Consider the following 27,000-nt stretch of genomic DNA (forward strand, 5'->3'; position numbering starts at 1 on the left):
TCCGCTGTTCGCTGACAGCAGCCGACCCGCGCCGGTCGGAGGACCACGACTCCCGTAGTCTTGCCCTACGCAACCGAAAGGCACTCAAGGTGGAAATTCGCATCGGAATCCTCAACAGCCCTCGCGAGATCGGCTTCGAGACCTCGCAGCCGGCGTCGGAGATCGAGCAGGCGGTCAAGACCGCGCTCGAGACGGACGCCAAGCTGCTCGCACTCAAGGACGACAAGGGCACCAGCTACCTCATCCCGACCGCGGGCATCGGCTACGTCGAGCTCGGAACCGAGGAGTCCCGCCGCATCGGATTCGTCGGCTGACCATGGAACTCCTCTTCGTCGTGCTCGGCGGCGCCATCCTCGGTCTCGCCGTCCGCTACCTCCTGCCCGGCCGCGACCAGCACGGGGCCGCACTCATCCCGGCGGTCGCGACGCTCGCCGCCGCCGTCGTCTGGGTCGCGGCGACGTGGGCCGGCATGGCGTGGGACGGCGGCTGGATCTGGGTGCTCGCCTTCGGCGCGTCCGTCGTCGTGAGTGTGGTGGTCGACCTCGTGCTCGTCCGCGTCCGCACCTCGTCGGACGAGGCGATGCTGACCCGCTTGCAGCAGGGCGTGGCCGCCTGACCCGAGGCGCTCGATCGATCGACGCCGTCGCTCCACCCGGAGCGGCGGCGTCGTCGTGTCGGAGGGGACGACCGGTCAGGCCGTGAGCCCGAGCGCGTCCATCCGTCTGGTGTGGTTCGCGATGAGCTCCGTGTAGACCGGTTCGACCCGGGCGTCGTCCGGCAGCGCCTTGCTCTCGGTCACGAGGGCCGACCTGGCGACGAGCATGGTGTCGCCGAGCAACCGGCGGCCCCACATCGCGAGCGTCGAAGCTCGCTCGGGGTGCGATGCGATCACCCGGTGCAGGATCCCGACGAGCGGGTCCTCCTCGGGACCCGGAGCGACGATCGCGGCCAGGTCGCGGGCGTCCGCTCCGTCCAGACCGCGAGCGAGCTGCGCGAAGAACTCGTCGAGGAAGCCCCGCGCCACGAGGACGCCCAGCAGGAGTTCGTCCCAGGTGCCGGTTCGCAGGATCGCCTGGAACTCGTCCCGCGTGCGTGCATAGGGTTCGAGCACGGCGCCCGGGTCGTCGCTCGTCCGGCGGAGCCAGGCGAGGAGCGCCTGGTGCTTGCGCAGCGCCGTGGCAGCGGCCTCGGCTACTGTCTCCCGATCGGCGTCGTTCGGAGCGTGCTCGACCGCGAACGACAGCGTCATGAAGAACCCGAGCTGCAGTTGCGCCACCTGACCGAGGTAGTCGGCGGTGCTGGGCGCGAGCTCGTGCAGGTCGACGCGGGTCGCCTGGACGGCGTCCTCCCGCGAGCGCAGACGAGGCGTCTGGGTGCCGGGACGCCGACGTCGTGCAAACCAACGAGCCATGCGACCACCCTATCCGCAGCGCGCCGATCGCCGTGTTCCGCGCGCCCAGCGGCCTCTCGGGGCGTCCCGGGTAGAATAGCCGTGCCCCGGCGTCGGATCGGGGCCCTACACCTGTGTGCAATCGAAGGTGTAGACCATGACTGCACTGACAGGTATCTCCGTGACTTTCTCTGATCTCGGTGTCGACCAGGACATCGTCGACGCCCTCACGACCAAGGGCATCATCGAACCATTCCCCATCCAGGAGCAGACGATCCCCCTCGGGCTCGCCGGCCAGGACATCATCGGCCAGGCCAAGACGGGTACGGGCAAGACCTTCGGGTTCGGCATCCCGATCGTCCAGCGCCTCGGCCTCGACCCGGCTCCCGGCGTCAAGACCCTCGTCGTCGTCCCGACCCGTGAGCTCGCCGTCCAGGTGTCCGAGGACATCGAGATCCTCATCTCGAACCGGTCGACGACGCTCGTCTCCATCTACGGCGGCAAGGCCTACGAGGGTCAGATCGAGCAGCTGAAGGCCGGCGCCCAGATCGTCGTCGGCACGCCCGGCCGACTCATCGACCTCAACAACCAGCGCCTCCTCGACCTCTCGGGCATCACCGAGATGGTGCTCGACGAGGCCGACAAGATGCTCGACCTCGGCTTCCTCGCCGACATCGAGAAGCTCTTCTCCAAGACTCCCGCCGCGCGTCACACGATGCTGTTCTCGGCGACCATGCCCGGTCCGATCGTGGCCCTGGCCCGCCGCTTCATGAGCAAGCCGATCCACATCCGCGCGAGCGACCCCGACGAGGGGCTCACGCAGGCCAACATCAAGCACCTCATCTACCGCGCGCACTCGCTCGACAAGGACGAGGTGATCTCGCGCATCCTGCAGGCCGAGGGTCGCGGCAAGACCGTCATCTTCACGCGGACCAAGCGTGCCGCCGCGAAGCTCGTCGAGGAACTGACCGACCGCGGGTTCAACGCCGCGGCGGTGCACGGCGACCTGAACCAGGAGCAGCGCGAGCGGGCGATGGCGTCGTTCAAGGCCGGCAAGCGCGACGTCCTGATCGCCACCGACGTCGCCGCCCGTGGCATCGACGTCGACGACGTCACCCACGTCATCAACCACACGATCCCCGAGGACGAGAAGACGTACCTCCACCGCGTCGGCCGCACCGGTCGCGCCGGGAAGACGGGTATCGCCGTCACGTTCGTCGACTGGGACGACCTCCACAAGTGGGCGCTCATCAACCGCGCCCTCGAGTTCGGTCAGCCGGAACCGACGGAGACCTACTCCTCGAGCCCGCACCTGTTCACCGACCTCGGGATCGCCGAGGGCACGAAGGGCCGGCTGAAGCCCGCCAAGGCCGTCGAGCCCGCTCCGCGGCGCGAGGGTTCGCGGAGCGCAGGCGGACGCGACGGTTCGCGGACCGGCGGCGGACGCGAGGGTTCGCGGACCAGCGGCGGTCGCGGTGGTGAGCGCGGCGGACGCGGAGGCGACCGCACGCAGCCGACCAGCACCCGGCTCGAGTCCCAGCCAAGCACCCGCGCTCACTCGCGGACGCACGACGCCGCCTCGACCGACACCGTCGACCGCAGCGCGCCCGCAGCAGGCACCCACGACGGCCACGGTCCGGAGCACCGCGACGGCAACAGCGCTCCCCGCCGTCGGAGCCGGACGCGCCGCACCGCTCCCCCGGCCCCCACGGCGTAGATCCGCCACGCAGAACGCCCGCACCCTTCCGGATGCGGGCGTTCTGCGTGTCGCGAGCGCTGCGCTCGACACGGTTGGTGACCGAAGGATACCGGTCCCTGAGCCTGTCGAAGGGTGCTCCAACCGGCGTCCTCTCACATCCGCCGCGCCCCCGTGGGCACTTCGACAAGCTCAGTGACCGAGGGGAGTTCGACCGGGACTCCGGACGCGCCGCAGATCAGTCGGGCAGGACCGGCGCCGAGCCGGTGGCCTCGGCCACGATGCGCCGGACCACGTCGATGTCCGTGGTGTTCTCGCCGAGGCGGTTCGGCTTACCGGTCCCGTGATAATCGCTCGAACCGGTCGCGACGAGGCCCAGCTCGGAGGCGATCCGCCGCACGACGACCTTGCCCTCCTCGGTGTTCTCGCGATGCTCGATCTCGAGCCCGAACAGGCCCGCGTCGGCGAGCTCACGGAAGTACGGCTCGGGCAGCATCCGGTCGCGGCCGGACGGGACCGGGTGGGCGATCACGGGGACGCCACCTGCGGCGCGGACGAGCTTGACCGCGGTGAGCGGGTCGGGCGCGTAGTGCGGCGCGTAGTATCCCGTGCGCGGATGCAGGATGCCGTCGAAGGCTTCACCGCGGTCGGCCACGATCCCGAGGGCGACGAGGGCGTCGGCGATGTGGGGCCGTCCGACGGTCGCACCTTCGCGGGTCTGCGCGAGGACGTCCGCCCAGGACAGCGGATAGTCGCCGCCGATGCGCGCCACGATGCCCTCTGCCCGCCGGAGCCGGGACTCCCGGATCTTCGCGGTCTCCTGGAGCAGGTCGCCGTTCAGCGGATCGATGAGGTACGCGAGCAGGTGCACGCTCCGCCACTCGTAGCGGGTGCTCAGTTCCATTCCGGGGAGCAGGGTGATGCCCTGGCGGCGCGACTCGACGGCCGCCTCGGCCCAGCCGGCGGTGGAGTCGTGGTCGGTGAGGGCGATCGTGCCGAGCCCCGCGGCACCGGCCGCGCGCATCAGCTGCGTCGGCGTCTCCGTGCCGTCCGAGACGCTCGAGTGCGTGTGCAGATCGGCGGGGCCGTGCATGTCTCGAGCGCTCACCACGCTTCCACCCTAGTCGCAGGTCCTGCCCCGAGGACTCCCAGACCGCTCGCCTACGCTGACGCGGGTGCTGAAGACCGTCGGTGGCGTCATCGCGGCCGTGCTCGCGATCGCGACCACGGCCCTGCTCGTCGTCGCCGTCCTCCCCGGGCTGTTCGGTCTCGAGCAGGCCCAGGTCGTCGTGCAACTGAGCGCGTTCCGCCTCCTCGTGGCGATCGCCGCCGCGGGTGGCGCCCTCATCTGCCTCGTGACGGCGATCCTGGTCCGGGGATCGCGTCGCGTGCTCCCCTTCACCCTGGCGGTCGTCCTCGCCGCGGTCTCGGTCACCGGCGCCGTCGTCACAGCCAACCGCGGGATCGACGACCAGATGGTCGCCGGAGAGGCGACCGATCTCGCGGATCAGGTCACGGTCCTCGCCTGGAACACCCTCGGCGATGCCGTCGACCCCGGGACGATCGCGGCGATCGCGGTGCGTGAGGGCGCCGACGTCGTCTCCCTACCGGAGACCTCGTCCGACACCGCGGCGGTCGTCGCCGCCGCGATGACCGCGGCCGGACGGCCGATGGTGGCGCATTCGACCGACGCCGACACAGGAGGGACGAGCCTGCTCATCAGCACCGGACTCGGCGAGTACGCGGTCCGCGCACCGACGGCGACCGGCCCGACCGCCATCGAGCGCTCGGAGACCCTCATCGCCGATCCGGTCCTCGGTCGCGGACCGACCCTCGTCGCCGTCCACACCACGGCCCCACTGCCGAGTCGGCTCGACGACTGGCGTGCGGAACTCGCCGATCTCGCCGGCCGCTGCACCGACGACGCGGACGTGATCATGGCCGGTGACTTCAACGCGACGCTCGACCACCTCGCCGGGTTGCGCGGCATCGGCGACCTCGGCGCGTGCCACGACGCCGCCGCGGCCGACGCGGCGGCCGGGCTCGGTACCTGGCCGACCGAGCTCCCGGCGCTCCTCGGCGCACCGATCGACCACGTCATGGCGACGCCGGGATGGGTCACCGTGTCGGCTCACGTCCTGACCGACGTCGACGGCACGGGCAGCGATCACCGGCCCGTGGTCGCGACGCTGCTCCCCCGCACGGCGAGCTGAGCGACGGGCGCCTGTCGCGACCGCAGTGCGACAATGGAGGCATGGCGACTTCCGCAGACACATCCAGTTCGAACACCGTCCAGACCGAGGCGACCTCCAACCGGGCGGCCGCCTGGTCCGAGGGCTTCCGCGCCTTCATCGGCACCGGGTGGGCAGACCGCCCAGAGGTCCTGCCGGAGCCGCGGGAGACCGCCGGCCTCGCAGCGGCTCGTCGTGAACGCCTCTCGGCCCAGTTCCCCGGTCAGCGTCTCGTCCTCCCCGCGGGCGGGATGAAGCAGCGGTCGAACGACACCGACTACCTGTACCGGGCGCACTCCGCCTTCTCGTACTACACCGGCTGGGCGGCCGACACCGAGCCCGACAGCGTCCTCGTGCTCGATCCCGAGGAGTCCGGCCACACCGCCACCCTGTACTTCCGCGAGCGAGCGGGCCGCGACACCGACGAGTTCTACACGAACGCCGCGATCGGCGAGTTCTGGATCGGTGCGCGTCCGTCGCTCGCCCAGGTGGCCGCCGACCTCTCGGTCGCGACCGCCGACCTCTCGGCGTTCACGGCCGACGCCGCCGATCTCACGGTCGACGTCGACGACGACCTGACGCGCGCCGTGTCCGAGATGCGCCTCGTGAAGGACGCCTACGAGATCGCGCAGATGCGTCTCGCCGTCGACGCGACCGCGCGCGGTTTCGACGACGTCGTCGCCGAACTCCCGAAGGTCCTCGCGCACGAGCGCGGCGAGCGCATCGTCGAGGGCGTCTTCGCCGGGCGGGCTCGCGCCGACGGGAACGGCGTCGGGTACGAGACCATCGCCGCCGCCGGACCGCACGCCTGCATCCTCCACTGGACGCGCAACGACGGACGGGTCGTCCCGGGCGACCTCATCCTCATCGACGCCGGCGTCGAGCTCGACAGCTACTACACCGCCGACATCACCCGCACGATCCCGGTGTCCGGCACGTTCACCGAGGTCCAGCGCCGGGTCTACGAGGCCGTCCGTGAGGCGGCCGACGAGGCCTTCGCCATCGTCCGCCCCGGCATCCGGTTCCGCGAAGTGCACGCGGCCGCGATGGCGGTCATCGCACGCAAGACCGCCGAGTGGGGCCTGCTCCCCGTCACCGCCGAGGAAGCGCTCCTGAAGGAGAACGAGCAGCACCGGCGGTACATGGTGCACGGGACGAGCCACCACCTCGGCACCGACGTGCACGACTGCGCCCAAGCTCGCCGCGAGATGTACGCCGACGCCGTGATCGAGCCAGGCATGGTCTTCACCATCGAACCCGGCCTCTACTTCCAGGTCGACGACCTCACGGTCCCCGAGGAGTACCGCGGCATCGGCGTCCGGATCGAGGACGACATCCTCGTCACCGAGGACGGCGCGGAGAACCTGTCGGCCGGCATCCCGCGCACCGCGGACGAGGTCGAGGCCTGGCTCGCGCGCTGAGCCCGTCCGCCGGGCGACGGCTCGGAGCCTGACGCGGCTGGATCAGCCCGCGTCGGTCTCCGGGCCGCGCTCCAGGAGGTTGCGTGCGCGGTTCGCGAGCTCACCGACGACGATGAGGTCGTAGCGTGTCGCCACGACGAGCGTGGCCGAGGTGTACTCCTGCCGCTTGCGGGTCACCGAGTACGACACGATGCCGAACAGCATGCCGAACGCGGCACCCATGAGCACCGCGGCGCCGAGCAGCATGAGGTTCGTCTCGGGATTGAAGATGACGAGGACGAGCCCGAGGAACAGTCCGAGCCAGGCACCACTGACCGCACCTGCTCCCGCAGCACGTCCGTAGCTGAGGCGACCGGTGACGCGTTCGACGCTCTTGAGATCACTCCCGACGATCGAGATCTCCTTGACCGGGAAATCGGTGTGGGCGAGCGACGAGATCGCGGCCTGCGCGGACTCGTAGCTCTCGTAGCTGGCCACCGTCTCGCCTCGCGGGATGACGCCGAGCGCCGGGGCGCCCTTCCGGCCGAATTGTCGCGGATCACTCATGCCTCCATCCTCTCACCCCGCCCGGAGCGGGCACTCCAGGCCGACCACCGGCGGGTAGGTTAGTAGTCGTGAGTGCAACCAGAGTGTTCGTCGCCAGGCTCGCCGGGTGCACCGTCTTCGACCCCGCGGGCGATCGTGTCGGCAAGGTCAGGGACGTGCTCGTCGTCTACCGCACGGGCAAACCCCCGCGGGTCGTCGGCCTCATCGTCGAGATCCCCGGCAAGCGCCGCGTGTTCGTGTCCATCGGCCGCGTGACGAGCATCGGCGCCGGACAGATCATCACCACGGGGCTCATCAACGTCCGCCGGTTCGAGCAGCGCGGCGGCGAGGTGCGCGTGATCGCTGAACTCTTCGGTCGACGCGTCATCTTCCGCGCCACCGGTGAGGAGGCGACGATCGAGGACGTCGCCATCGAGGAGCAGGGCCCCGGCGAGTGGCAGGTGTCGCAGCTGTTCGTCCGCCGCCCGAAGACCACCGCCTCCCCCTTCGTGAAGGGCCCGACGACCTTCGCCACCTGGAACGAGCTGCGCGAGGAGCAGGAGCTCGGCGAGGCCCAGTCCGCCGAGCAGCTCATCGCGACCTACGCCGACCTGAAACCGGCCGACCTCGCGAACACGCTCCTCGACCTCCCGCGCGACCGGATGATCGAGGTCGCGGAGGAGCTGTCCGACGACCGCCTCGCGGACGTGCTCGAGGAGATGCCCGAGACGGACCAGGTGCAGATCCTCGCCCAGCTCGACGACGACCGCGCAGCCGACGTCCTGGATCAGATGCAGCCGGACGACGCGGCCGACCTCATCGCCCAGCTCCCCGAGGACCGCGGTGAGCACCTCCTCGAGCTCATGGAGCCGGAGGAGGCGGAGGACGTCCGCATGCTGCTCCGCTTCGACCCGGAGACCGCGGGTGGCCTCATGACGACCGAGCCGATCATCCTCTCCGCCGACGCCACCGTCGCGGAGGCCCTCGCGTCGATCCGACGCTCCGAGCTGGCTCCGGCGCTGGCGGCCGGCGTCTGCATCACCCTGCCGCCGTACGAGTCGCCGACGGGACGCTTCCTCGGGATGGTGCACTTCCAGCGCATGCTCCGCTACCCGCCGCACGAGCGCCTCGGGACCCTGCTCGATCAGAGCCTCGATCCGGTGGGCGTACGGACCTCCGCCGCCGAGGTCTCGCGGATCCTCGCGAGCTACAACCTCGTCCAGGTACCCGTCGTCGACGAACAGCACCGGCTTCTCGGCGTCGTGACGATCGACGACGTCCTCGACTACCTGCTCCCGGACGACTGGCGCAGCATCGACGAGAACGATGAACTCCCGGCGTCGGAACAGCGGCTCGGATCGAACGGAAGGAGGGCAGGTCGTGGCACGAGCTCCCCGCAATGAGGTCCGGCTCGACGCTCCGAAGGGGCTTCGGAGTTCCGTCCGTTCCATCCGCCGCGCCCCGGCCTCGCGCGACCGCTTCGGCCGGTTCACCGAGTGGATCGCCCGGGCGATGGGCACGCCGTGGTTCCTCCTCGGCCTCACCCTCTTCGTCATCCTGTGGATCGCGTGGAACACCTACGGTCCACTCGCCCTCCGGTTCGACTCCGTCGACATCGGCTTCGTCGCCCTGACCCTCGTGCTGTCGCTCCAGGCCTCGTACGCGGCGCCGCTGATCCTGCTCGCCCAGAACCGTCAGGACGACCGCGACCGCGTGCAGATCGAGCAGGACCGTCAGCGGTCCGAACGCAACCTCGCCGACACCGAGTACCTCGCCCGCGAGGTCGTCGCGCTGCGCCTGGCTCTCAAGGACATGGCGTCGAAGGACTTCATCCGCGCCGAACTGCGCTCGCTGCTCGAGGAACTCGATCGGGATCGCACCGACCAGCCCGAACACGACGGGCCCGAGCGTCGGCGTGGCTGACGCCGGCGCGGCTGACATCGGCCTCGCCGAGCGGATCAGGAACGCGCTCGCCCGCGTCATCGACCCCGAGATCCGCAAACCGATCACCGAACTCGACATGGTCGGCCCGATCACGGTGGACGACACCGGTGCCGCCGATGTCACGATCAAGCTCACGATCGTCGGCTGCCCGGCAGCGACGAGCATCGAGCGCGACGTGCGTGAGGCCACCGCGGCGACCCCCGGGGTGACGAGCGTCGCGGTCGACGTCCAGGTGATGACGACGGCGGAGCGTCAGGCACTCACGGAGCGCCTGCGGGGCGGCCGCAGCGCCCGCGGCATCCCGTTCGGCCCGGAATCACTCACCCGCGTGTACGCCGTCACGAGCGGCAAGGGCGGGGTCGGGAAGTCGACGGTGACCGCGAACCTGGCCGTCGCACTCGCCGCCAGCGGCCTGCGGGTCGGCCTGGTCGACGCGGACGTCCACGGGTTCTCCATCCCTGGGCTCCTCGGCCTGGTCGAGGACGGCCTGGCCGTCAAGCCGACGCAGGTCGGCGACATGATCCTGCCGCCCGTCGCCCACGGTGTGAAGGTCGTCTCGATCGGCATGTTCATCGACGCACCGACTGACGGCACCACCGCCGTCGCCGTCGCCTGGCGCGGACCGATGCTCCACCGCACCATCCAGCAGTTCCTGACCGACGTGTTCTTCGGCGACCTCGACGTCCTGCTCCTCGACCTCCCGCCCGGCACCGGGGACGTCGCCATCTCCATCGGCCAGCTACTCCCCCACGCCGAGGTGCTCGTCGTCACGACACCGCAGGCGGCCGCCGCCGAGGTGGCCGAGCGCAGCGGTGTGGTGGCGCGCCAGACCGGGCAGCGCGTCCACGGCGTCATCGAGAACATGGCGGGTCTCCCCCAGCCCGACGGCAGTGTCCTGCAGCTGTTCGGCTCCGGGGGTGGCGAGGCGCTCGCAGAGCGGTTGTCGATCGGCCAGGACGCCCCGGTACCGCTCCTCGCCTCGGTCCCGCTCAGCGTCCCGCTTCGAGAGGGTGGAGACGCGGGGCTGCCGATCGTGCTCTCGGATCCGACGGATCCCGCGGCGGCCGAGATCCTCCGCCTGGCCGGTCAACTCGCTGCGAGACCGCGTGGGCTCGCCGGTCGTCGTCTCGGCGTCAGCACGAACTGAGCCGTCCGGGCCGGACGTGTGCGACCGAAGCGGACTCAGGTGGCTTCGAGGTCGAACGGCGGCGCGGCGGTCTCGCCGGCGGCGAGTCGGCGCAGGCGTTCGTCGGTCGCCGCCTGGATCGACTTCGGCTTCTCGAGCGACGGAACGGCTGCAGCGGCGGCCGCGGCTGCGGGAGCCGCGTCGAGCGGAGCGGTCGTCGCGACCGTCGGCGTCACCGGAGGCTCGTCGTCGAGGAGCGCCTCGCGGATGATGCGTCTCGGATCGTACTGACGCGGGTCGAGCTTCTTCCAGTCGACCTCGTCGAACTCCGGCCCCATCTCCTCGCGCATCCGGTCCTTGGCGCCGGAGGCGAGGTCTCGGAGGGTGCGGACGAGTCGCGCCAGCTGGGAGGCGTAGTACGGCAGCCGTTCCGGACCCAACAGGAACACGGCGATGACCCCGATGATGAGGAGTTTGTCGAAGGTCAGACCGAACACGACATCAGACTACCGCGCGAGCCTCAGCTGTCGGAGCAGTTGCAGGCCATACGCTGGGATCCGGAGGCAAGGTGTCAGAACACAATCTCAATTGGAAGTACGCGGGCGACGTCGTCGTCGAGAGCGCGGCGATGCTCACGGCGCGCGCTCACGCGCACGAACTGGGTGTCGAACCGATCTCTCCCGCGATCGGCGCGCAGATCGCGGTGGTGGCCGCGGCCACCCGCGCGGAGTCCATCGTCGAGGTGGGGACCGGCACCGGCGTCTCCGGGCTCTGGCTGCTCCGCGGTGCCACGAGCGCGGTGCTGACGTCCATCGACACCGAGATCGTGCACCAGCAGCAGGCACGCGCGGCGTTCACGGAGGCCGGCATCACGACCAACCGCATCCGCCTCATCACCGGCAGCGCGCTCGACGTCCTGCCGCGGATGAACGAGAACTCCTACGACCTCGTCCTCGTCGACGGCGACCCGGGATCGGTCATCGAGTACGTCGAGCACGGACTCCGTCTGGTGCGTCCCGGCGGCACCGTGCTCGTCCCGCATGCGCTCTGGCGGGGCCGCGTGGCCGATCCGGCTCAGCGGGACGAGACCACAGGCCTCTTCCGCTCGCTCGTCCAGGAGATCTCCGCGTCCGACGCGGTCGTCAGCGCCCTGTCCCCCGCCGGCGACGGCCTCCTGCAGATCACCAAACCGAACCTCTGAGCCCTCCGCACGACGACGAACCGGCCGCCATCCTGACTCTGAGAGCAGTGATGACGGCCGGTTCTCGGCTCATGCGGCGTCGGTGACGGGGATCAGCCCGCGCTCACCACACCCGCGAGTGCATCATGCAGTTCTTGAGCCTCTGCGTCGTTGACCGACACGACGAGACGCCCTCCCCCTTCAAGAGGCACTCGCACGATGATGAGCCGACCCTCCTTCACGGCCTCCATTGGCCCGTCTCCGGTGCGTGGCTTCATTGCGGCCATGCGAGTCCCCTCTCGTTATTCGACTGACCCCCATTATCTCGTATCACGGGGGCTCGTGATAATCCTGAGCGCGGCGAGGCGCAGGATGACGCCCGATCCGCGCTCAGGGAATGGTCCAATATGCGTTCGCGAGGCCGTACATGACGAAGATCCAACACCATTGCAACGCCAGCGAGACGATGACGACGCCGCCGCGGTACCAGCGGTTCCGTGGGACGGCGACTGCACCGAGGAGCGGGAAGACCGGCACGAGCAGCCGGAAGACACTCGTCTGCGGGAAGAACACCGCGAAGAGGTAGAGGAGGTAGGACCCCACCCACAACCGGAGGTCGGCACCGAGCCGGCGCACCGGCGGGAGGAACAGGAGCACGACGGAGCCGACGAAGATCGCGGCGACGACGGCGACACCCGGACCATCCCCGAACCAGAACTGGCCGCCCTGGATCCAGGCGGAGAACGGGACGAGGGGCTGCTCTCCGATGAAGGCGGCCCGCCACGCCAGCTCCGTCTCGAGGTACGCCTCCGGCACCCCGGTGACGAGGCCGGCGATGACCATCCACGCGAATCCGACGACGGCGGCGAGTGCCCCGCCCGCGAGGATGAGGACGACCTCCCGGCGCGCGAGCGGGTCGCGGTGTCGCGTGACGATCCGCACGATGAGATGGAGCCCCAGCAGGAGCGAGAAGGCCAGGACTCCGGGGCGGGTGAACGCCATGACCGGGATGACGGCGAGGAGCCAGCCGTACCGGCGCGTCACGAGCAGGAGCAGCGCGAGCGTCAGCAGCAGCAGGAACATCGATTCCGCGTAGGCGACCTGGAACACGGCGCTGAGCGGGGCGATGCAGAACAGGACGACGGCGAACATCGCCCGTTCATCGCCGAGGCGGATGCGCAGGAGCCGGTGGAACAGCAGGGTCGCCCCCAAACCGCAGCACAGCGAGACGATCACGGCCATGACCGGCCACGGCAGGAAGGTGACGACCGAGAGCGCCTTCACGACCCCCGGATAGACCGGCATGAACGCCCACGCGTTCTCCGCGACCCGGCCGGCATCGTCGAGCGGCAGCTGGGCCGGGTAGCCGTACGTCGCGATCCACCAGTACCACTGTCCGTCCCAGCCGACGGCGAGCGTGCCGAGCGAGGGGAACGCACCGAACCGGGAGTCCGGCGCCTGCAGCAGACTCGCGACCGCGAACATCGCGGTCGTCACCAGGCGGGACAGCACGTACACGATGGTGATCCGGCCCCACCAGGGCAGACGGGCCCAGCGCCGGAGCATCGACGGCCGCTCCTCGACCTCGGTCGAGTGGGCCGCGTCAGCGACCATCGGGCCCGGTCAGCCAGGCGCGGAGCCCGCGCTCGCAGTCCTCGATGTGCGCGAGCGGGACGCGCTCGTCGTCGGCATGGGCGAGGAGCGGGTCGCCCGGTCCGTAGTTGACTGCGGGGACCCCGAGTGCGGAGAAGCGTGCGACGTCCGTCCAGCCGTACTTCGGGGCCGGTGTCCCGCCGACCGCGGCCAGGAAGTCCTGGGCGATCGGCGCGTCGAGCCCGGGACGGGCGCCCTCCGCGACGTCCGTCTGCACGACCTCGAAGCCGGAGAAGAGCTCCTCGAGGTGGGCGAGCGCCTCCGCACCCGTCCGGCTGGGAGCGAAGCGGTAGTTCACCTCGACGGTGACGAGGTCGGGGATCACGTTCCCGGCGACACCGCCGGTGATCCCGACCGCGTTGACGCCCTCCCGGTAGACGAGCCCGTCGACCTCGACCTCCCGTGGTGTGTACGAGGCGAGCGTCGCGAGGACCGGGGAGATCGCGTGGATCGCGTTGACGCCGACCCAGCTCCTGGCCGCGTGCGAGCGCTTGCCGTGGGCGCTCACGTGGACGCGCAGCGTTCCGTTGCAGCCACCCTCGACGCCGGCGTTGCTCGGCTCGCCGAGGATCGCGAAGTCACCGACGAAGAGGTCGGGACGGTTCCGCGCGAGACGCCCGAGGCCGTTGAGGTCGGATGCGACCTCCTCGTTGTCGTACCACATCCAGGTGATGTCGACGATGGGATCGGTGAGCTCGGCCGCGAGCTTCAGCTGGACCGCGACGCCGCCCTTCATGTCGACCGTCCCTCGGCCCCAGAGCACCGCCTCGCCGTCGCGCTCCTCGAACCGGGTCGGGACGTTGCCGTTGATCGGGACGGTGTCGATGTGGCCGGCGATGATGACCCGCTGTGCACGTCCGAGCGAGGTGGAAGCGACGACGGTGTCGCCGTCGCGCACGATCGTCAGGTGCTCGAGACCCTCGAGCGACGCCTCGATCGCGTCGGCGATGCGGGCCTCATCCCCCGAGACGGAGGCGATGTCGCACAGCTGCTGGGTGAGTTCCACCGAGGAGACGGACAGGTCGAGTACGGGGACTTCGGCTGGCATGGCACCAGTGTATTGGCCGTCGGCCTGAGTGTTGGCCGGTACCCTGGAGCCATGACCGCTGCGCCTGCCGAGACCCCTGTTCCGACTCACGCCTGGGGCTCCGGCCTCGCGACCATCGCCGCCGACGGCACCGTGCTCGACACCTGGTTCCCCGAGCCCTCGCTCGGACGGATCCCCGAGGGCCGCGACCGCTGGATCGCCCCCGCAGACCTCGAGGCCCTCGCGACCGACGACGAGCGCCGAGCCGTCCGCATCGACATCGTCACGGTCGAGATCGAGCTGCAGGCCGCTCCGCAGAGCACCCCGGACGCCTACCTGCGGCTGCACCTGCTCAGCCACCTGCTCGTCCAGCCGAACACGATCTCGCTCGACGGCGTCTTCGCACACCTCCCCATCGTCGTCTGGACCAACGCCGGCCCCGTCCACCCCGCGGACTTCGACCGCCTCCGACCGTCGCTCCTCCGCGCCGGCATCCACGCGACCGGCATCGACAAGTTCCCGAGACTCCTCGACTACGTGACGCCCGACAAGGTCCGGATCGCCGACGCCTCGCGCGTCCGGCTCGGCGCGCACCTGGCACCGGGCACCACCGTCATGCACGAGGGCTTCGTCAACTTCAACGCCGGGACCCTCGGCGCGTCGATGGTCGAAGGACGCATCTCGCAGGGCGTCGTCGTCGGCGACGGCAGCGACATCGGGGGTGGTGCGTCGATCATGGGGACGCTCTCCGGCGGCGGGACGCAGCGGGTGGCGATCGGCCAGCGCGCCCTCCTCGGCGCCAACTCCGGCATCGGCATCTCGATCGGCGACGACTCGGTGGTCGAGGCGGGTCTCTACGTGACCGCGGGCACCAAGGTCGTCCTCGCGGGTGCTGCGGCCACGGCCGAAGGCGCGCCGCGTACCGTCAAGGCGGTCGAGCTGTCGGGTGTCCCGAGCCTCCTGTTCCGTCGGAACTCGCTCACCGGTGCCGTCGAGGTGCTCCCCCGCTCGGGCTCGGGCGTCGAGCTGAACGCGGCACTGCACGCCTGACCCGGCCTCCCGGGACGCAGAACGGCCCCGCATCCGAGGTGGATGCGGGGCCGTCCTGTGCGCCGCCGACGCGCGCGACGGGACTAGCGCGTCGGGAAGGGACGCTCGGGCGAACCCGTGTACAGCTGCTGCGGGCGCCCGATCTTGGTCTGCGGGTCGAGGTTCATCTCACGCCAGTGGGCGATCCACCCGGGCAGGCGTCCGATGGCGAAGAGCACCGTGAACATCCGCGTCGGGAAGCCCATCGCCTTGTAGATGACGCCGGTGTAGAAGTCGACGTTCGGGTAGAGCTTGCGCTCCTTGAAGTAGTCGTCCTCCAGGGCGATCTGCTCGAGCTCCTGAGCCAGGTCGAGCAGCGGGTCGTTGATGCCGAGCGCCCGGAGCACCTCGCCGGCGCTCTCCTTGACGAGCTTGGCGCGCGGGTCGTAGTTCTTGTAGACGCGGTGCCCGAAGCCCATAAGCTTCACGCCGTCTTCCTTGTTCTTCACGCGGTCGACGAAGCGCTGCACGCCCTCGCCGGACTCCTGGATCCGGCCGAGCATCTGCAGGACAGCTTCGTTCGCGCCACCGTGCAGCGGACCCGACAGGGCGTTGATACCGGCGGACACGGAGGCGTAGAGGTTCGCTCCGGTGGAGCCGACGAGGCGGACCGTGGAGGTCGAGGCGTTCTGCTCGTGGTCCTCGTGCAGGATGAGCAGGAGGTCGAGCGCCTTCGACAGGACGGGATCGATCTCGTACGGCTCGGCGAGGTTGCCGAAGTTCAGCTTGAGGAAGTTGTCGACGAAGCTCAGCGAGTTGTCGGGGTAGAGGAACGCCTGCCCGACCGACTTCTTGTGCGCGTAGGCGGCGATCACCGGGAGCTTCGCGAGCATCCGGACCGTCGTGAGTTCGACGTGGTCGGGATCGTGCGGATTGGCGTCCGACTCGTAGTAAGTCGACATGGCCTGCAGGGCGCTCGACAGGACGGCCATCGGGTGCGCCGTGTGCGGGAGCGCCGAGAAGAACCGCTTGAGGTCCTCGTGGAGGAGCGTGTGGCGCCGGATCTTCTCGTCGAATCCGCCGAGTTCGTCGGCTGTCGGGAGCTCACCGTGGATGAGCAGCCAGGCGACCTCGAGGAAGGTCGACTGCTTGGCGAGCTGTTCGATCGGGTAGCCGCGATACCGCAGGATGCCCTGGTCGCCGTCGATGTACGTGATCGCCGACTTCGTCGCCGCGGTGTTGACGAACCCGTAGTCGAGCGTGGTCAGGCCGGTCTGCCGCGTGAGCGAGGAGATGTCGATACTCGACGCGCCCTGGGCTGACTGGTGGATCGGGAATTCGGCCGTTCCGCCGGGGTAGTTCAGGGTGACCTGATGCGTCTCGGTGGAAGCCTGTTTCTCGACGTCGCCCACGGCGCCTCCTCATATCTTTGTGCGATAGGGACTCGACATCGCCCTCCGATACGACGGCGTGTCACATACAGCCTAATCGGCTTCGGACCCTACTGCTGTTTCCCACAGTGATCGGGCGACTTCCTTGGAGTTCACCCCGAAATCGGGCGGAGTCCCCGAAGTCTGGCCGCGGCGGCCGCGATGCGCTCGTCGGTGGCGGTCAGGGAGAGCCGCACGTGTTGCGGTCCGGCCTCGCCGTAGAACACCCCTGGACCCGCCAGGACACCGATCGACGCCAGGCGGTCGATACTCACCCAGGCGTCCTGGCCCTCGGTGATCCACAGGTACAGTCCCGCCTCGCTGCGGTCGACCCTGAACCCGGCCTCGCGGACGGCCGGGAGCAGCACCTCACGTCGGGCGCGGTACCGGGCCTTCTGCTCCGCCACGTGGGCGTCGTCGCCGAGCGCTGCGACCATCGCGGCCTGCAGCGGGGCCGGCAGCATGAGACCCGCGTGCTTCCGGACGGTGACCAGCCGACGCACGAGGCGCTCGTCGCCCGCGAGGAACGCGGCACGGTAGCCGGCGAGGTTGGACTGCTTGCTCAGGGAGTAGATCGCGAGGACACCCTCGGTGTCGCCGTCGGTCACGCGTGGATCGAGCACGGACGGGGTCGGTGTGTCGGACCACTCCCCCTCCCAACCGAGTTCCGCGTAGCATTCGTCGCCGACGAGGACGGCGCCGAGTTCGCGGGCTCTGGCTCGGGCCGCACGCAGCTCGTCGACCGACAGGACACGGCCGTCGGGGTTGCCGGGGGAGTTCAGCCAGACCAGCCGGGTGTTCTCCGGCCATTCGGACGGATCGTCGGAGGCGAACGCCTCGGCTCCCGCGATCGCCGCGCCGACCGCGTACGTCGGGTAGGCCGCCACCGGGTGGACCACGGTGTCGCCGGCACCCAGGCCGAGGAGGAAGGCGAGCAGCGCGACGAGTTCCTTCGAGCCGATCGTCGGGAGGACGGCGTCGAGGGTGAGCCCCTCGACACCACGACGGCGCGCGAACCAGTCGACGATCGCCTGTCGGAGTTCGGGCGTGCCGACCGTGGTCGGGTACGCGTGCGCGTCCGTGGCCGCCCGGAGCGCATCCCGGATGAGGCCAGGAGTCGGATCGACCGGCGAACCGATCGAGAGGTCGACGATGCCGTCGGGGTGGCGACGGGCCTGCTCCGCATACGGGACCATGAGGTCCCAGGGGTAGTCGGGCAGCGGCTGCAGTGCCACGCGACTACTCGTGGGCTTGTGGCGGCAGCGCGGCGATGAGCGGGTGGTCCGAGGGGATCACGCCGACCTTCGCGGCCCCGCCCGGGGAACCGATCTCGTCGAAGAACTCAACGTTGGCCTTGTAGTAGTCAGCCCACTCCTCGGGAAGGTCGTCCTCGTAGTAGATGGCCTCCACCGGGCAGACCGGCTCGCACGCACCGCAGTCGACGCATTCGTCGGGGTGGATGTAGAGCGACCGTTCACCCTCGTAGATGCAGTCGACGGGGCATTCGTCGATGCAGGCGCGGTCCTTCACATCGACGCACGGCAGGGCGATCACGTAGGTCACGGGCGGGTGGCTCCCTTCACGAGCACTGAGTTGTCCAGTCTACGCCTGCGGCGAGACGGGGAGCGGTTCGGGCGCCGGTCCCGCGGGACGGTCGTCGCGCGTGCGGGCGCGCTCCGGGAGCTTCGGCCACGCCACGACGAGGACGGCGATGAGACCGGGGGCGATGGTCCACACGAGGCCCGAGACGCTCTGCGGGATGAGGACGGAGCCACCGGTGCTCTCGAGCAGCAGGATCCCGATCATGAGGATGACCCCGAGCGCCGCTGCCGACGCTGCGAGCCGGTCCCCCAGGACGATCCGGAGTCCGACCAGGAGCATGGCCACGCCGAGGATCCCGAGCACCAATCCGACCGGGAGGGCGACACCGAGGACGGAGGGCGCCCAGGCGTGCGCGACCGTGCCGATGGCGCCGTACGCCAGGCCGACGAGGAACGCGAGGACGATCCCGATCACCCGCGATGCCGTGGACTGCTCGTGCGGCGCGTCCTGCTGCGGCGGTGTCGGCGGGAACCAGCGGTCGTCGCCGACCGTGCGGCCGTCTGGGAGGCTGGGGTCGGGGGCCGGATCGGTCATCCGCCGATTGTATCTGGACAGCCTCAGCATCAGGCGCTATGGTCGACGTCGGATAAGGTTAGCCTTACCCAACCGCGTTCCGAAGTCGCAGCGCCCCGCCCGGACCACGGTCCCCGCCCGGCGCGCCCTCGGATGCATCCCCACCCCGCAGACGACGGCCTCCCCCGGGCGACCGCCTGCTCGACGCCCGAAAGTCCGGTCACGTGCTCGCGAACTACCTCATCGGCCTCCGCGAAGGCCTCGAAGCCGGCCTCATCGTCGGCATCCTCGTCGCCTACCTGAACAAGCTCGGCCGCCGGGACGTCCTCCCCAGGTTGTGGCTCGGCGTCGCCGTCGCGATCGTCGTCTCGCTCGGCGTCGGTGCCATCCTCACCTGGGGACCGTACGGGCTGAGCTTCCAGGCGCAGGAGATCCTCGGCGGCGGACTCTCCATCCTGGCCGTCGGGCTCGTCACCTGGATGATCTTCTGGATGGGGCGCAACGCCCGAGAGCTCAAGCACGACCTCGAGTCACGACTCGACGCCGCCGTCGCCGGATCGGCGATCGGCATCGTCGTCCTCGGTTTCATCAGCGTCGGCCGCGAGGGCATCGAGACCGCCCTCTTCATCTGGGCGAGCGTCAACTCCGGCGAGAACGCCGTCGTCGGCTCGATCGGCGCGCTCCTCGGTATCCTCACCTCCGTCGTCATCGCGTATCTCATCTACCGCGGATTCGTCCGGATCAACCTCGGCACCTTCTTCACGTGGACGGGGCTCTTCCTCGTCGTCGTGGCCGCCGGCGTCCTCGCCTACGGCGTCGGCGACCTCCAGGAGGCGGGCGTCATCCCCGGCTGGGGCCAGGCCGCCTTCGACCTGAGCGCGATCATCCCTCCGACGAGCTGGTACGGCACCGTCCTCGGCGGACTCTTCAACTTCACCCCTGCCCCGACCTGGGCGCAGTTCGGAGCGTGGCTGCTGTACCTCGTCGTCACGCTCGTCTGCTTCATCAGGGTCTCGGGTCTCGGCCGTCGGCGCCCGACCTCCGTCACGAAACCGGTCACGACGAACGTCTGACCGGTCCCCGACCCACCACGAACCAAGCACCAGCACCTTCCGACAGGAGTCTCCATGCAGCACCGCATCATCGCCGGCCTCGCCGGCGCGGGCGTCCTCGCCCTCGCCCTCACGGGATGCGTCCCGAACAAGACGGGAAGCGACGCACTCACCGTCGCCATCACCGACGACTCGTGCTCGGTGTCCGTCGCGAAGGCGACGGCCGGTGCCGTGACGTTCTCGATCACCAACAACGGCACCGACGTCAACGAGTTCGAGATCCTCGCCTCGGACAAGCTGCGCATCGTGGGAGAGAAGGAGAACGTGACGCCGGGCCAGACGGTGTCCTACGTCGCACAGCTGAACCCCGGCACGTACTACACGGCCTGCAAGTTCCAGCTCGTCGGCGCACCCGTCGGCCTCGCCGAGTTCACCGTCACCGGTGAGAACGCGACCGTCTCGAAGGACGAGCAGGCGCTCACCGACCAGGCCGTGACGAACTACGTCGCGTACGTCAAGTCGCAGGTGGCCGAACTCGTGCCGCAGGTGAAGGCCTTCACCGATGCGTACGCCGCCGGCGACGACGAGACGGCCCGTCAGCTGTTCGCGACGACGCGCGTCTCGTACGAACGCATCGAGCCGACGGCCGAGGCATTCGGCGACCTCGACCCGAAGATCGACTACCGCGAGGTCGACGCCGTGGCTGAAGGACTCGACTGGACCGGCTTCCACCGGATCGAGAAGGACCTCTGGCCGCCGGCAGCCGACGCACTGAACTCGGACGGCACGAGCGCGCTGACGGACTGGACGCCGTCGACGCCGGAACAGCGTCAGCAGTTCGCCACCGGTCTCGTCGACGACGTGCAGCAGCTGTTCGACCTCGTCTCCGAGAAGGACTTCACCGTGAGCCTCGGCGACATCTCGAACGGTGCCATCGGTCTCCTCGACGAGGTCGCCGTCGGCAAGATCTCCGGTGAGGAGGACTGGTGGTCCCACACCGACCTCTACGACTTCGCGGCCAACGTGCAGGGAGCCGAGGTCGCGTTCGGCAACGTCAAGGACATCGCCGCGAGCAAGGGTGACGCCGGCACGAAGCTCGTCGGCCAGATCGAGACCGAGTTCACCGCGCTGCAGGACCTGCTCGCGAAGTACGGCAGCCTCGACAGCGGCTTCGTGAGCTACGACACCGTCACCGAGGAGCAGCGCAAGGAGCTCTCCGACCAGGTGAACGCCCTCTCCGAGCCGCTGTCGCAGCTCACCCACACGGTGCTCGGCGTCGCCGAGTAGCACCGAACGGATCCACCGCCGCCTCCGCGGCGCGCCGGGCCGGAACCGCTCAGAGCATTCTGGGGGTTCCGGCCCTGCGGCCTTCCAGCCATCCCTGAATAGCATGAGGTCCGATGACCGAGCACACTCCCCCCACCACGCCTGCACCCGAGGCGGGGTCCACGCCCACCACGCCTGCACCCGAGGCAGGATCGACGCCCACCGCGCCTGAACCCGGCGCCGCGTCCGCACCACCGAACGACGCCCCGCGGCGCGGGCTGTCGCGCCGGGCGCTGTTCGGCCTCGCCGGAGCAGGCGCCGCGGGGTTGGCGGCAGGAGCCGGGGCGACCGCGGCCATCACCGCCGCCGTGAGCGCCTCGGCGAGTGCCACGGGCGTCACGACGGTCTACCCGTTCAGCGGGGCCCACCAGAGCGGGATCACGACGCCGGCGCAGGACCGCCTGCACTTCGCCGCGTACGACGTGTCGGCGGGGACCACCCGGGATGAACTCATCGAGCTGCTCCAGGACTGGAGTGTCGCCGCGGCACGCATGACGCAGGGCCAGGAGGTCGCCGACGGCGGTGCCGTGGACGGCTCGCCGCTCGCTCCCCCGGTCGACACCGGCGAGGCGCTCGGACTGCCCGCCAGCGGGCTCACGATCACCTTCGGGTTCGGACCCACGCTCTTCACCGCCGAGGACGGAACGGATCGGTTCGGCATCGCCGACCGGCGCCCGGCCGAGTTGGAGAAGCTCCCCCGCTTCACGGGCGACAACCTCCAGGCGGGCCTCACCGGCGGCGACCTCTGCATCCAGGCGTGCGCCGACGACCCGCAGGTCGCCGTGCACGCGATCCGCAACCTGAGCCGCATCGCGTTCGGACGTGCCTCCATCCGCTGGTCGCAGCTCGGCTTCGGTCGCACCTCGTCGACCTCCACCAGTCAGGTCACGCCGCGCAACCTGTTCGGCTTCAAAGACGGCACCGCGAACGTCAAGTCCGAGGAGACGAAGACGGTCGAGGAGCAGGTGTGGGTCCAGGACGGGGACAGCGCCGCTTGGCTGAGCGGTGGTTCCTACCTCGTGGTCCGCAAGATCCGCATGATCATCGAGACTTGGGACCGCGCGCAGCTCCAGGAGCAGGAGCGCGTCATCGGTCGGAGCAAAGGCGAGGGCGCACCGCTGTCGGGCGGCAAGGAGTTCACGGAACCCGACTTCGACGCCGTCGGCGCGACGGATCAGCCGCTCATCGACAAGCACTCACACGTGCGTCTCGCGCACCCGACCCAGCTCAAGGGCACGAAGCTCCTGCGACGCGGGTACAACTTCGTCGACGGCAATGACGACCTCGGGCGGTTGAACGCCGGGTTGTTCTTCATGTCGTATCAGCGGTCGCCGAAGCAGTTCATCGACGTGCAGCGCGCGCTGGCCACGGATGCAATGAACGAGTACATCAAGCACGTGGGGTCGGCGATCTTCGCGGTGCCCCCGGGCGCGCGCAAGGACGGCTGGGTCGGCGAGACGCTCTTCGCGTAGGAACGGCCCTTCGACAAGCTCAGGGACCTGAAGGGCGCTCAGGGACCGGAGAAGCACCGACCCCGGTCACTGAGCCTGTCGAAGTGCTACTTGACCGTCACCGTGTAGAGGATGCTGTCCGCCGAGGCGACGACCTTCACGTCGTAGGCCGTCGTCGACAGCGTCACGATCGAACCGTCGCCGTTCGCGATCTCCCCGTCGACCGTGAAGCCCGCCGCGACGAGCGCGTCCTTGGCAGCGGTGGCGGCGTCGGTCGCCTGCACCGTGACGACGAAGGTGTCCTTGCCGTCGACCGTTCCACGTCCGCCGTTGACCGTGCCGTCGACGACCGGGACCGCGTCGACGGGGTATCCGTCCGGCAGTCCCTCATCCAGGTTCACGTCGAAATCGCCACCGGTGGCGTCGCGGATGCCCTGCTCGACGGAGTCCTTGACGGTGGACTCGATGACGCTGCACCCGGCGAGCGTCGGGGCGAGGACGAGGGCGGCCAGCAGGGCGAGGGAGGCGGGTCGGCGCATGCTCATCAGCGTAACGACCGGATGCCCGGTCTTCCTGAGAGGACCGGGCATCGGGTTGGAGCGGTTACTGCCTACTCGGACTGCTTCTTGAGACGCGAGTAGCTGCGCTGGCGGGCCTGAGCGTCGAGCTCGACCTTGCGGATACGCACGTGCTCGGGCGTGACCTCGACGCACTCGTCCTCGCGGGCGAACTCGAGGCTCTCCTCGAGCGTGAGGACGCGCGGGGGCGTCATCGACTCGAAGTTGTCGGCCGAAGACTGACGCATGTTGGTCAGCTTCTTCTCCTTGGTGATGTTGACGTCCATGTCGTCGTTGCGCGAGTTCTCGCCGATGACCATGCCCTCGTAGACCTCTTCGGTCGGCTGCACGAAGAACGACATGCGCTCCTGCAGCGCGATGATCGCGAAGGGGGTGACCACGCCGGAGCGGTCGGCGACGATCGATCCGTTGTTGCGCGTCGTGATCGCGCCGGCCCACTCGCCGTATCCGTGTGCCAACGCGTTGGCGATACCCGTACCGCGCGTGGCGGTGAGGAACTCGGAGCGGAAGCCGATGAGGCCGCGCGACGGGACGATGAACTCCATGCGGACCCAGCCGGTGCCGTGGTTCGCCATGTTCTCCATGCGGCCCTTGCGAGCGGCGAGGAGCTGGGTGATCGCGCCGAGGTGCTCCTCGGGGGCGTCGATGGTGAGGTGCTCGTACGGCTCGTGGACCTTGCCGTCGATACGCTTCGTGACCACCTGCGGCTTGCCGACGGTGAGCTCGTAGCCTTCGCGACGCATCTGCTCGACGAGGATGGCGAGCGCGAGCTCTCCACGGCCCTGGACCTCCCACGCGTCGGGTCGACCGATGTCGAGGACCTTGAGCGAGACGTTACCGATGAGCTCGCGGTCGAGACGGTCCTTGACCATGCGTGCGGTGAGCTTGTGGCCCTTGACCTTGCCCATGAGCGGCGAGGTGTTGGTACCGATCGTCATCGAGATGGCCGGGTCGTCGACCGTGATGGCCGGCAGCGCGCGGACGTCCTCGGGGTCGGCCAGGGTGTCGCCGATCATGATGTCGGCGAAACCGGCGACGGCGACGATGTCGCCGGGGCCGGCGCTCTCGGCCGGGTAGCGGTCGAGGGCCTTCGTGATCATGAGCTCGGTGACGCGGACGTTGTGGACGTCGCCGTCGTGGCGGACCCAGGCGACCGTCTGGCCCTTCTTCAGCGTGCCGTTGAAGATGCGCAGGAGCGCGAGGCGACCGAGGAACGGCGAGGCGTCGAGGTTCGTGACGTGCGCCTGGAGCGGGTGCTCGTCGTCGTACTGCGGAGCCGGGATGTGCTCGAGGATGGCTGCGAACAGCGGCTCGAGGTCTTCGCTGTCGGGCAGTTCGCCGTTGGCGGGCTTGTTGGACGACGCGCGGCCGGCCTTACCGGAGGCGTAGACGACCGGGACGTCGAGGACGGCGTCGAGGTCGAGGTCGGGGACGTCGTCGACCATGTCGCTGGCGAGACCGATGAGGAGGTCCTGGCTCTCGACGACGACCTCGTCGATGCGCGCGTCGGGGCGGTCGGTCTTGTTGACCAGGAGGATGACCGGCAGCTTGGCCTCGAGCGCCTTACGGAGCACGAACCGGGTCTGCGGCAGGGGGCCCTCGGACGCGTCGACGAGGAGGACGACGCCGTCGACCATGGACAGGCCGCGCTCGACCTCTCCACCGAAGTCGGCGTGACCCGGGGTGTCGATGACGTTGATCGTGATCGGGCCGTCGGTGGCGTGTTCGCCCTTGTACGAGATCGCCGTGTTCTTGGCGAGGATGGTGATGCCCTTTTCGCGCTCGAGCTCATTCGAGTCCATGGCGCGTTCTTCGAGGTGGGCGTGTTCGGCGAAAGAGTTGGTCTGTCGCAGCATGGCGTCGACGAGGGTCGTCTTGCCGTGGTCAACGTGGGCCACGATCGCGACATTGCGCAGATCGGAACGAGTGGCGAGCGCCATAAAAGGGTGGCTTCCTTCAAGTGGATGGGATTCGGGCACGATGGTGCCGACGGACCATCATACCGCAGGAGTCCTGGCCGGGGGCTGAACGGCGACAGGCACCGGCGGTTTCCCGCCGATGCCCGTCGTCCTCAGGGTTCAGGAGGAACCCGTCGTGTCGCTTACTTCTTCCAGCCCACGTTCTTCCAGTCGATGGTCTCGAACTGGGTCGGCCCGTAGTTCACGAGGCCGGTCTTGACGCCGTAGGTGTACGGCACCGGGAACAGTGGCAGCGTGGTCGCGAGGGCGACGATCTTCTTGTCGATCTCCTTCGCGATCTCGAGGCGCTTGTCGGGGTCGAGCTCCGCGTTGGCGCTCGCCCAGAGGTCACCGAGCGAGTCGTCGGTGACGCCGGGGAAGTTCTGCCCGGAGTCGGCCGGGTAGAAGATCGACTCGGTGCTGGAGATCGGGAAGGCGGTGCCCTGCCACGCGAAGCTCACGGCGTCGAAGTCGCGGGTCTCGGTGGTGACGTACTTCGTGAAGAAGTCGTCCGAGGGGACGGTGTCGATCTGGAGGTCGAAGCCCGACTCCTTCACCATGGCCTGCACCTGCTGCGACGTCTCGGCGGAGACCGGGTTGTCGGAGTCGATGACGTAGCGGACGGTCAGCTTCTTGCCGTCCTTCTCGCGGATGCCGTCGCTGCCTTCCTTCCAACCGGCGTCCTCGAGCTGCTTCTTGGCCGCGTCGATGTCGTAGCCGAGCACCTTGGAGGCGTCGTCCTCGTAGCCGTCCTGGCCCGGGAGGAAGATGAGGTTGTTCAGCAGGTCGGTCGGTGCGTCGATCGCGGCGAGGCGGGCCTCGGCGATGGTCTGACGGTTGATCGACTTTGCGAACGCCTGGCGGACCTCGGGGTCGCTCAGGACCTCGGACGTGCCGTTCAACGTGATGTGGTTGTAGGTGGTGCCGCGCGAACGCTGGATCTCGGCGTCGCTGCGCTTCTGGGCCGTCTGGTAGTTGTCGGCGTTGGAACCCACGCTGAAGACGTCGATCTCACTGTTGGAGAACGCCTGGGCGAGCCCGGCGCGGGAGATCTGCTTGAAGATGATGTTGTCGAGCTTCGGCTTGTCGCCCCACCACTTCGGGTTGGGCGCGAAGGTGACGACGGCACCGGTCTGGTCGATCTTGCTGACGATGTACGGGCCACCCGACACATAGGTCGTGCCGTCGGCCGCGTAGGGTCCGGTCGCCCAGAGGGTGTTGAACGACTCGGGCGTCGCGCCGAGCCACTTCGGCCAGATGTTGCCGAGGATGGACGGCCAGTCGGCGTTCTTGTTCTTGAACGTGATGAGGACGTCCTGCGGGCTGTCGCCGGCGGTGACGGACTCGATGTCCTTCCACACGTTCGTGGACGTGGGTGCGTACGCCTCGTTCGCGCCGTTCAGGGACTGCCACGTCGCAGCGACGTCGTCGACGCTGATCGCGGTGCCGTCGGACCACACGGCGTCGGGGTTGATCTTGATCTCGACGACCTGCGGGTCTTCGCTCTTCAGCTCGACCGAGGTCGCGTAGTCGGGGTTCGCCTCCCAGGAGCCGTCTTCCTTGATCTTGACGAACGACGGCGTGTACAGGTTCGTCAGGAACTGGTCGTCGACCGTACCGGCGTCGAGGTTGTTGAGGTTCCAGTTGGCCGGGATCGTGTCGACCGCGAGGTTGAGTGTGCCGCCCTGGGCGATCTGGTCGGCGTCGGCGCGCTCCCAGCCGGTGCCGGACAGCTCGGCGGGCTTCGACGTCGAGCCGCCGCCGCCTGAACCGCCTCCGGTGCAAGCCGTCAATGCGAGGGCGACGATCGAGACGCCGGCGAGGATCATCCCGCCGCGCCGCTTCGATCCCTGTGTTCTGGAACTCAT

27 protein-coding genes are annotated in these 27,000 nt (G+C 69.3%); 13 read left to right on the plus strand and 14 right to left on the minus strand.

The genetic code is table 11. The annotated features are described in order from the left end of the window. Window positions 1-89: 89 nt before the first annotated feature. Both CCK91_RS08680 and CCK91_RS08685 read left to right on the plus strand, forming a co-directional pair. Complete coding sequence (locus tag CCK91_RS08680) at window positions 90-314, plus strand: DUF3107 domain-containing protein (RefSeq protein WP_064296179.1); 225 nt, start codon at window positions 90-92, stop codon at window positions 312-314. Between the two features lie 2 nt (window positions 315-316). Further along, window positions 317-616 (plus strand): hypothetical protein, encoded by a 300-nt coding sequence (locus tag CCK91_RS08685; protein ID WP_086473649.1) that lies wholly within the window; start codon window positions 317-319, stop codon window positions 614-616. Between the two features lie 75 nt (window positions 617-691). On the opposite strand, the gene CCK91_RS08690 is transcribed toward CCK91_RS08685, so the two are convergent. Then, on the minus strand, window positions 692-1,411 hold the full coding sequence (locus CCK91_RS08690; RefSeq protein WP_086473650.1) for a ferritin-like fold-containing protein: 720 nt from the start codon (window positions 1,409-1,411) through the stop codon (window positions 692-694). A gap of 136 nt (window positions 1,412-1,547) precedes the next feature. Between CCK91_RS08690 and CCK91_RS08695 the strand changes: the two genes are divergently transcribed. Next, on the plus strand, window positions 1,548-3,107 hold the full coding sequence (locus CCK91_RS08695; RefSeq protein ID WP_194601715.1) for a DEAD/DEAH box helicase: 1,560 nt from the start codon (window positions 1,548-1,550) through the stop codon (window positions 3,105-3,107). Between the two features lie 217 nt (window positions 3,108-3,324). Here CCK91_RS08695 and CCK91_RS08700 read toward each other — a convergent pair whose 3' ends face one another. After that, complete coding sequence (locus tag CCK91_RS08700) at window positions 3,325-4,179, minus strand: PHP domain-containing protein (RefSeq protein WP_086473651.1); 855 nt, start codon at window positions 4,177-4,179, stop codon at window positions 3,325-3,327. Between the two features lie 82 nt (window positions 4,180-4,261). On the opposite strand from CCK91_RS08700, the gene CCK91_RS08705 reads away from it, so the two are divergent. After that, entirely contained in the window at window positions 4,262-5,299 is a 1,038-nt protein-coding gene (locus tag CCK91_RS08705) for an endonuclease/exonuclease/phosphatase family protein (protein WP_086473652.1), read from the plus strand. 41 nt (window positions 5,300-5,340) lie between these two features. Next, a complete protein-coding gene (locus CCK91_RS08710) occupies window positions 5,341-6,738 on the plus strand; it encodes an aminopeptidase P family protein (protein ID WP_086473653.1) in 1,398 nt (465 codons plus the stop codon). A 42-nt stretch (window positions 6,739-6,780) separates the two neighbouring features. Here CCK91_RS08710 and CCK91_RS08715 read toward each other — a convergent pair whose 3' ends face one another. Further along, window positions 6,781-7,284, minus strand: a complete 504-nt coding sequence (locus tag CCK91_RS08715) for a general stress protein (RefSeq protein ID WP_086473654.1) — start codon at window positions 7,282-7,284, stop codon at window positions 6,781-6,783. A gap of 68 nt (window positions 7,285-7,352) precedes the next feature. Here CCK91_RS08715 and CCK91_RS08720 point away from each other — a divergent pair, with 68 nt between their 5' ends. Genes CCK91_RS08720 through CCK91_RS08730 form a run of 3 tightly spaced genes read left to right on the plus strand, consistent with a single transcriptional unit; the run spans window position 7,353 to window position 10,354 of the window. Beyond that, on the plus strand, window positions 7,353-8,666 hold the full coding sequence (locus CCK91_RS08720) for a magnesium transporter MgtE N-terminal domain-containing protein (RefSeq protein ID WP_086473655.1): 1,314 nt from the start codon (window positions 7,353-7,355) through the stop codon (window positions 8,664-8,666). Beyond that, complete coding sequence (locus CCK91_RS08725) at window positions 8,644-9,186, plus strand: DUF1003 domain-containing protein (RefSeq protein WP_071261025.1); 543 nt, start codon at window positions 8,644-8,646, stop codon at window positions 9,184-9,186. The genes CCK91_RS08720 and CCK91_RS08725 overlap by 23 nt, the downstream gene beginning before the upstream one ends. After that, window positions 9,179-10,354, plus strand: a complete 1,176-nt coding sequence (locus tag CCK91_RS08730) for an Mrp/NBP35 family ATP-binding protein (protein ID WP_086473656.1) — start codon at window positions 9,179-9,181, stop codon at window positions 10,352-10,354. The genes CCK91_RS08725 and CCK91_RS08730 overlap by 8 nt, the downstream gene beginning before the upstream one ends. A gap of 35 nt (window positions 10,355-10,389) precedes the next feature. Here the strand turns inward: CCK91_RS08730 and CCK91_RS08735 are convergent, their stop codons facing one another. Beyond that, a complete protein-coding gene (locus tag CCK91_RS08735; RefSeq protein WP_079705542.1) occupies window positions 10,390-10,830 on the minus strand; it encodes a Sec-independent protein translocase TatB in 441 nt (146 codons plus the stop codon). Window positions 10,831-10,901: 71 nt separating this feature from the next. Between CCK91_RS08735 and CCK91_RS08740 the strand changes: the two genes are divergently transcribed. After that, a complete protein-coding gene (locus CCK91_RS08740; protein WP_064296167.1) occupies window positions 10,902-11,534 on the plus strand; it encodes an O-methyltransferase in 633 nt (210 codons plus the stop codon). Window positions 11,535-11,626: 92 nt separating this feature from the next. Here the strand turns inward: CCK91_RS08740 and CCK91_RS08745 are convergent, their stop codons facing one another. From CCK91_RS08745 to dapE, 3 genes are all read right to left on the minus strand, one after another. Continuing rightward, on the minus strand, window positions 11,627-11,800 hold the full coding sequence (locus CCK91_RS08745) for a DUF3117 domain-containing protein (RefSeq protein ID WP_079002123.1): 174 nt from the start codon (window positions 11,798-11,800) through the stop codon (window positions 11,627-11,629). Window positions 11,801-11,903: 103 nt separating this feature from the next. After that, complete coding sequence (locus CCK91_RS08750; RefSeq protein ID WP_242664469.1) at window positions 11,904-13,127, minus strand: hypothetical protein; 1,224 nt, start codon at window positions 13,125-13,127, stop codon at window positions 11,904-11,906. Then, entirely contained in the window at window positions 13,117-14,214 is a 1,098-nt protein-coding gene (gene dapE / locus CCK91_RS08755; RefSeq protein ID WP_086473657.1) for a succinyl-diaminopimelate desuccinylase, read from the minus strand. Before dapE ends, CCK91_RS08750 begins: the two co-directional genes overlap by 11 nt. 51 nt (window positions 14,215-14,265) lie before the next feature. Here dapE and dapD point away from each other — a divergent pair, with 51 nt between their 5' ends. Next, window positions 14,266-15,243, plus strand: a complete 978-nt coding sequence (dapD, locus tag CCK91_RS08760) for a 2,3,4,5-tetrahydropyridine-2,6-dicarboxylate N-succinyltransferase (protein ID WP_086473658.1) — start codon at window positions 14,266-14,268, stop codon at window positions 15,241-15,243. Window positions 15,244-15,326: 83 nt separating this feature from the next. Here dapD and CCK91_RS08765 read toward each other — a convergent pair whose 3' ends face one another. From CCK91_RS08765 to CCK91_RS08780, 4 genes are all read right to left on the minus strand, one after another. Further along, complete coding sequence (locus CCK91_RS08765) at window positions 15,327-16,586, minus strand: citrate synthase (protein WP_064296340.1); 1,260 nt, start codon at window positions 16,584-16,586, stop codon at window positions 15,327-15,329. 179 nt (window positions 16,587-16,765) lie between these two features. Then, on the minus strand, window positions 16,766-17,887 hold the full coding sequence (gene dapC, locus CCK91_RS08770; RefSeq protein ID WP_086473659.1) for a succinyldiaminopimelate transaminase: 1,122 nt from the start codon (window positions 17,885-17,887) through the stop codon (window positions 16,766-16,768). A 4-nt stretch (window positions 17,888-17,891) separates the two neighbouring features. Next, on the minus strand, window positions 17,892-18,215 hold the full coding sequence (fdxA, locus tag CCK91_RS08775; RefSeq protein ID WP_079705538.1) for a ferredoxin: 324 nt from the start codon (window positions 18,213-18,215) through the stop codon (window positions 17,892-17,894). A gap of 39 nt (window positions 18,216-18,254) precedes the next feature. Beyond that, entirely contained in the window at window positions 18,255-18,788 is a 534-nt protein-coding gene (locus tag CCK91_RS08780) for a hypothetical protein (protein WP_086473660.1), read from the minus strand. A gap of 203 nt (window positions 18,789-18,991) precedes the next feature. On the opposite strand from CCK91_RS08780, the gene efeU reads away from it, so the two are divergent. The 3 genes from efeU (at window position 18,992) to efeB (ending at window position 22,617) form a co-directional block, all read left to right on the plus strand. Continuing rightward, window positions 18,992-19,840 (plus strand): iron uptake transporter permease EfeU, encoded by an 849-nt coding sequence (efeU, locus tag CCK91_RS08785; protein ID WP_086473661.1) that lies wholly within the window; start codon window positions 18,992-18,994, stop codon window positions 19,838-19,840. A 54-nt stretch (window positions 19,841-19,894) separates the two neighbouring features. Next, window positions 19,895-21,106 carry an iron uptake system protein EfeO gene (gene efeO, locus CCK91_RS08790; RefSeq protein WP_086473662.1) on the plus strand — a complete coding sequence of 404 codons (1,212 nt, stop codon included), beginning with the start codon at window positions 19,895-19,897 and terminating at the stop codon, window positions 21,104-21,106. Window positions 21,107-21,219: 113 nt separating this feature from the next. Further along, window positions 21,220-22,617: an iron uptake transporter deferrochelatase/peroxidase subunit gene (gene efeB / locus CCK91_RS08795; RefSeq protein ID WP_086473663.1), complete on the plus strand. Its 1,398-nt coding sequence runs from the start codon at window positions 21,220-21,222 to the stop codon at window positions 22,615-22,617. 86 nt (window positions 22,618-22,703) lie between these two features. Here efeB and CCK91_RS08800 read toward each other — a convergent pair whose 3' ends face one another. From CCK91_RS08800 to CCK91_RS08810, 3 genes are all read right to left on the minus strand, one after another. Then, window positions 22,704-23,135 (minus strand): hypothetical protein, encoded by a 432-nt coding sequence (locus CCK91_RS08800; protein ID WP_133059959.1) that lies wholly within the window; start codon window positions 23,133-23,135, stop codon window positions 22,704-22,706. Between the two features lie 71 nt (window positions 23,136-23,206). After that, window positions 23,207-25,114: a translational GTPase TypA gene (gene typA / locus CCK91_RS08805; RefSeq protein ID WP_056007297.1), complete on the minus strand. Its 1,908-nt coding sequence runs from the start codon at window positions 25,112-25,114 to the stop codon at window positions 23,207-23,209. Window positions 25,115-25,275: 161 nt separating this feature from the next. Then, window positions 25,276-27,000, minus strand: a complete 1,725-nt coding sequence (locus CCK91_RS08810) for an ABC transporter family substrate-binding protein (RefSeq protein ID WP_165767009.1) — start codon at window positions 26,998-27,000, stop codon at window positions 25,276-25,278.

The sequence above is a fragment of the Plantibacter elymi (nom. nud.) genome (assembly GCF_900177795.1).
In the GTDB taxonomy this organism is placed as follows: domain Bacteria; phylum Actinomycetota; class Actinomycetes; order Actinomycetales; family Microbacteriaceae; genus Plantibacter; species Plantibacter elymi.